This is a genomic window from Shewanella sp., from assembly GCF_013214165.1.
Lineage (GTDB): Bacteria > Pseudomonadota > Gammaproteobacteria > Enterobacterales > Shewanellaceae > Shewanella.
In genome coordinates this window covers 1-2,554 of record NZ_JABSSM010000169.1, presented here as the reverse complement: position 1 = coordinate 2,554, position 2,554 = coordinate 1, and the positions used below count along the sequence as shown (strand labels likewise).

The window sequence follows — 2,554 nt, the reverse complement described above, 5'->3', positions numbered from 1 at the left end:
ACATGCTCTTCATTAACTGACTCACCTAATTTAAGGATTAAATCTAGATCCCTGTAAGTCACTTTTTCAAAAGTAAATTCCATTTTTTCTCCTAGTACATAACGTCCAAATTCAGGAACTGATATAACAGCTATACGTTGACCTTATACTTGAGATCATTTACTTCGTCACCAGTCATACCACGGAACCCCCATTGATGAGGAGCTTGTTCTTTTATAATGATCTCAACATCAACAGGATATATTAAAAGCTGACGTTCTATTTCTTGAAATAGTGATTTGATAAGGTTCTTCTGTGTTTCTATTTGGCGGCCTGCCATCATATTTATTTCTATGACGGTATAAGCATCAGTACGTCCACCCGGGTAATAAAAATCTTCTCTATCCATCGGTATAAAACGATGTGCTCGTTTGTCTTCTGGAAATCCTAAAACGGACTGCATGCAACCATGTATCACATCGGACAGTTTTGATTTTATCGGATTTAGTTCTTCTTTTATTCCGTAAATTACGATCATATTCGTTCCTTGAATGCCTAGATATAATAACTCCCCACTAGGCGTTAGCCTCCAAATTCGTGGGTTAGTTTTTGAAACCAGAGTCATAATATATTTGTTACAAAATTGGGTCAAATCCAAATGCCCAATAGATGACGTTTTAGCTGCGAGTTGCATCTACTGCGCAGTCATTGACAGACACACCATCATGATCGTTTATTTTACCCAGACTCGGTCATAGCATGAAATGACATGTGTTGAAGCTCGCGAACAATCTAGCTGAAAGGCGAATATAATAAGGGGAATAGCGACGTTTCATATCGAGGTAAAGTCCATCATAGATTGAATTCATTAATTTACTATATATGAGGAGGAATTAGGGCTTGTTGAACACCCTAATAAGGAGCCGGATACAACCAAAATTAAGAATCATTAATCATTGTTACGGCCCCCTTTATTCTATTTTTTCTGCGCACTGACTCCCATCAGATGATCAACCTTAACTACGTTCTTAAAGCCCGCAGCTTTTAGCCTGCGGATGACACCGTCAACAAAGCTGCTTCCCTTCTTTATGATGTGTGGATTTCCGGTGTAATGAAAAAGCTGCCCGTCATTACGTAGCACTCGGAAGATCTGTCGGTAGAACTCTTCGCTATAAAGCTCTCCAGCAAGGGAGAAACGCGGTGGATCGTGAATGACCGAATCGAAAGAAGCTGCTGGCATTGCGGGAATCAGCTCATAGCTGCTGCCCTGACGTTGCACTATTCCCTTGTTCCCCAAATCATTTGACCAAGGGTTCTGCGCACGCAGTCCCATTACTTCTGGGCTCAACTCGATACTAAGTACCTCGCTTGCGCCTAGTCGGTGGGCTGCAATAGCCGCATAGCCTAGTCCGCTGCAGCAATCCAGTACCTTATCACCCTTACGTACCGCCTGCTGAGCCATCTCGGAAGCACTAACAAAAGGGTCGGTTCCCTTGGATATGTGCATCTTGACACCACTAATTTCTAGTAGAGGTGATCCATCCGTAGGAACAAGCTTATAGTAGCCAGAGCTGCGGTCTTCAAGCGGAACTATATCTCCATCGCTACAGAGGTAGATCCTCTGTGTCTTTTTGACTATTTTTTTGAGTTCGTCAATGGAGAGTCTATTGTCTTCGTCGAGCACCAGGCTCTGATCACTTAAGGAAAAGTCCTGCTCCGAAAGATTCAGATCAACGGAGATCCGCACGCAAGACTGTCCTTTGGCGATAGCCTCCAGCGCCAGTTTGGCATTTGTTGTATGAAGGTAGTAGTTGGGCATATCATTCGTCTGTCTAGTTAAAAATACTGGCCCTACTATACACCTTCAGCGTTGGAGGGCTTACTTAAATAATGATATTCCACCGAAAAAATGAACATTATCCACTTTTAAATTAACTGATGATTGCTCACTGCCACTAATGACGATGCTTGTTATAAGTCTTCTAATGTCTTGCGTAAGTCATTTATGTTTTGAATTCCCAAATTACTGCTTTGCCAACCAAACTTATCATCGTCGAAACGTGGGAACACATGAAGATGATAATGCCCTAAATCATTAAATTTACCATTATTCTGAATAAAGCTGATTCCATCGGGGCTAAACTTAGAATCCAACCGACGGTATAAATCCCTAGCCACTTCATTTATCTCTATAAATACTAACTCTGGAACATCAATGAAATTTTCATAAGGAAACGTTGGGGCTATAAGTAAATGCCCAAAGTTAATAGGATCATGGTCCGCAAAAGCAATAACATTAGCGGACTCAAAAATGATAACTGCGTCTATTTCACGACTGACTATTTGTTCAACTATTGTCATATTTTCCTTTCCTTTCGATTTGGCTTATACACCCTAATAACTGGCAATAAAATAGTTGGTAACAATTAGCGACGAAGGAGCAAAAACCAACTGTTTTCTGTCGTTGTTTATTAGCTTGTTGAACGAAGCCGCTACGCGGCAGAGTAAACAAGCCTGCGTTCATACTAACCAATAGCATCACCATTAGGTGGTGCCTTATTGGAGTTATTAGTAT

The 2,554-nt window shown here is 41.1% G+C and carries 3 protein-coding genes; all 3 read right to left on the bottom strand.

What is annotated here, in order from left to right; all coding sequences use genetic code 11:
* Positions 1–130: 130 nt before the first annotated feature.
* The 3 genes from HRU42_RS20950 to HRU42_RS20940 all read right to left on the bottom strand — a co-directional run bounded on the left by HRU42_RS20950 (position 131) and on the right by HRU42_RS20940 (position 2,340).
* A complete protein-coding gene (locus HRU42_RS20950) occupies positions 131–517 on the bottom strand; it encodes a tautomerase family protein (protein WP_295034014.1) in 387 nt (128 codons plus the stop codon).
* 438 nt (positions 518–955) lie between these two features.
* Complete coding sequence (locus tag HRU42_RS20945; protein ID WP_295034012.1) at positions 956–1,798, bottom strand: methyltransferase domain-containing protein; 843 nt, start codon at positions 1,796–1,798, stop codon at positions 956–958.
* Positions 1,799–1,950: 152 nt separating this feature from the next.
* Entirely contained in the window at positions 1,951–2,340 is a 390-nt protein-coding gene (locus tag HRU42_RS20940; RefSeq protein ID WP_295034011.1) for an HIT family protein, read from the bottom strand.
* Positions 2,341–2,554: the final 214 nt, after the last annotated feature.

What these genes read in the sequence shown, in the direction of transcription:
- HRU42_RS20950 (WP_295034014.1), bottom strand. Translation starts at nt 517, where the DNA reads ATGATCGTAATTTACGGAATAAAAGAAGAACTAAATCCGATAAAATCA.
- HRU42_RS20945 (WP_295034012.1), bottom strand. Translation starts at nt 1,798, where the DNA reads ATGCCCAACTACTACCTTCATACAACAAATGCCAAACTGGCGCTGGAG.
- HRU42_RS20940 (WP_295034011.1), bottom strand. Translation starts at nt 2,340, where the DNA reads ATGACAATAGTTGAACAAATAGTCAGTCGTGAAATAGACGCAGTTATC.